Genomic DNA, 3,275 nt, shown 5'->3' on the forward strand with positions numbered 1-3,275 from the left:
TAATAAGGAATAAACCTCTCGGCGAGCAACTCTGTCACCTTCAAGTGAGCTATAGTTCTTAATCTTTTCAAGAACCACAAGCTTTTCTGCCAATGAATTGATACTGCTAAAGTTTTCGGGAATTCCTATAATTACAGGAAATGGAGAAAAACGAGCATATTTTTTTGCTTTTTCTCTTGCCTTATCTTCAGTTATACCACGGTTCGGTATCGCAAGGATAAAACAGCCAAACTCACCTTTTGAGGGATTATAGTTATTAGCATGTTTCTCAAGCTGTTCTATATCACTAAGAACAACTTCCATCCATCTCATAGTTCCTGTTTTATGATAATGTCTTTTAGCAACAGCTGGATATAATCCTATAAGTTTTGATAGTTTTTGATAATTTATTCCGGGAAATTTTGCCATTTCCTGATATACAGCATTATCAATATCAAAATCACTTCCTTCAAATACAGACCATGAATCTAAAAAACTTTTAAATAAAATAACTTTATACGAAGCTAGTTCATCCAATGCTCTATTTAATTCAGTATTGTTTTTTTCAGGATACAATGTACTAAGAACTTTATCATTGGCTACTAAACCAGAGCCATTCCTGAATAGATCGATGATCGCTATAGATTTAACTAAGTCAACCAAAAATACATTAGAAGTTTTAGATTCAGTTCTTTCAACTGCATCAACAGCTTGCGCCCAGCGATGCCCATCAGAGGATGATAAAATGCTGGGCTCGAGGTTTGCTCGCAAGTAGTCCCAATAATTACTTGCTCCATAACTTTCAAAACTACTAAAATTAGTAGTTTTTAAATAATGGGAAAAACCAGATGGTTCTACTGAAGAAATAAAACCAAAGATACTTCGCTCATTTTGTCCAAACTGTCTTTTAGAAATTGGGCCAAGCAGCGTTGCCATTACTGGATGCAATGGCCAGCATTTTTCTAATGTAGCAGCAAAGTGTTCTCGAATGTTTGTTCTCTTATGCCTTACAATATCTGCTATTGTTCTTGATGCATTAGATACCCATGCTGGATGTTCTTCAGCTTGTATTGCTTTACTTAGTAGCTCGACAATTTCATCACTGGCTGCAATAAATGGAAGGTCAATATATCTACCTTGAACTTTAGACCAATCATCTCTCATGTTTACGCCTAACCTTGTAGCATACTGAGAAAATGATTGATGTAATATACCAATAATTACCAAGCGCCCCTTTGAACGTGCTGCAGCTTCTGCTAGCTCTTGGAAAAAAAATACATCATCTCCAATATCTAGCGCTGCCGCCTCGAGATACTTACCCATTTCGTCAATTAAAATGATTACGCCATCATCGATTCGCTGTGATGCAATATTAAGTAATTCATCTATTAATTCAGAAGGAGATATTTGTTTGTTTTTTTTTCTTCCTAAATACTTGTTTAATGTTGCATAAAGGTCTAAAACAACACTCCCACGCTTTCCGACAAGAGGAAGAATACACCAACCATTTTTTACAGGGAAAGCTTGATCAAAACCTTCAGTATTCTCGGTGTTTAATATGTGACGGGCCTGATTTCTTACGATTATATTCGAGTGTAAGGCGCTTCCTAAAACAACAGCAAGAGAGGATTTCCCTCCTCCAAATGGCCCAGTTAATGTAAAACTACGCTGATTTGAACTCAATATCTGATGACATATGTTTTTTATGACAGATGATGCAGTATTATGGCAGAAGTAGCTATTTAAGGCGTCAAGCTGCCCCATATCTAAATCTACTCGAATAGACCTTTGATATTGTGGGGATATGCTTACCACATCAGATAACATTTTTTTTGATATATTATTTGTCATATGCCCACCCAATCATTTTATCCTTGAAATTCTCATGCTCTGTTACTGTCAATACTTTTTTGTGTATTTGTCTTAAACCTGCCGAGTCAGTCCAGGTCAACACTCCCTCTGTACGGTCTGATAATTCGATCAAATATTGGGCAACTGATTCTTCATCGAGTTTAAACACCCTCCCTGGTGAGCCTTCGCTATACATGATGTTTTCAAAAGCTAAGGCGCTCAAACCATTTGCCCTTTGCTCCCAAAAGTCCATCAATGCAAAAGTGAATATCCCTAGGTGTAATGATGCTTTTGGTCCACGGCGAAAAGCATATTGCCCTTTGTGTATTTCCTGTAAAAGACCTATTTCTCCTAGTAAAGGCTCTGCATAATCTTCAGGAGAACCACTCGAGGAACGTGGCGCATAGCTACGAAGGCATACTTCCAAATCCCTTTCTAATGTTGCAGGTGAAAGACGGTGTTCAGGCACAATCTCATTAGCATAAATAGCTAATACACCCTCTAAATCCTTGCGTGTAAAAGCAGGCATCTTGACATGGTTAAAGAGCCAATACCAAGTCGTTGAGCGTAGGCACTTACCGGCAAGATGCCAATGAATTAACCACGCTGTTGATGGATGTTCAGCATAAGGATCAAATCCGTTGTCGCTAAGGATCAATGATGCAAGCTTTGTTAGTACAAATTCTTTTGTTGTTGCTTCTTCAAGGATCCCACAAGCCTGAGCCCAATGACGGATTGAGCTCACCATGTTTTTACCTACACCAAAAGTTGCGATAGCATCCTTGTCAGTGAATACTGATTTAGGGACTAAGCCATCAATAGTTGATTGATCTACAACCTTTTTTAACCACATTTGACGTAGGGGAAAGGTCTCATGCCCGGAGAAATGAGCTGGTACTTTACGATTATTCTCTAATGTACTTTGCATTATCATTGCCTAACAATCTGTGGACTGGTGAATTCTACCAGTTAGATACGCGAGGCACCATCACTCGGCCGACTTCCTCTACAAATGCTTTGTGGAGGTTTCATTTTGTAATCAATACGCAGAATAATTTTGGTTATAACGAAATTGATAAAACATTGAAAAATATTGGAATTATTTTTTGGCGTGAGTAATAAGATATGCGTCTAAAAATCATACACTGTAACCAAAGCCTTGAGGGACGCGCTTTCATGGAGGACGTGTTTTCTCGCCCGCTTCGTATCACCGATACGGGCGGAGCATACCCGCCTATCATTGCTGATAGATTGCCTGCTTTCATGCGGGAACATCCGAATTTTACTGTTGACGTTTCGATTGACGACCGGCTGACTGATATTTTCGCCGGAGGTTTTGATGCAGGGATAACGCGCAGAATAATCAGGGGTACCTAACAACCCGCGCGCGGGAGCCAGGTTCAATCCAACTATAGGGCAGGATCGTCTACCGGGGTGGGGTCAGT

Annotated in this window: 2 protein-coding genes; both read right to left on the bottom strand. The window is 39.3% G+C overall.

Translation table 11 applies throughout. The features are described 5' to 3' along the window. The coding region (locus tag ADK28_RS29745) for an ATP-binding protein (protein WP_204375366.1) at positions 1-1,830 on the bottom strand (1,830 nt) is incomplete at its 3' end. After that, positions 1,820-2,758 (bottom strand): DUF4007 family protein, encoded by a 939-nt coding sequence (locus ADK28_RS04580; RefSeq protein WP_075202035.1) that lies wholly within the window; start codon positions 2,756-2,758, stop codon positions 1,820-1,822. The genes ADK28_RS29745 and ADK28_RS04580, both read right to left, overlap by 11 nt. Positions 2,759-3,275 lie beyond the last annotated feature (517 nt).

The organism is Serratia sp. 506_PEND, assembly GCF_001076875.1.
Taxonomy (GTDB): domain Bacteria; phylum Pseudomonadota; class Gammaproteobacteria; order Enterobacterales; family Enterobacteriaceae; genus Serratia; species Serratia marcescens.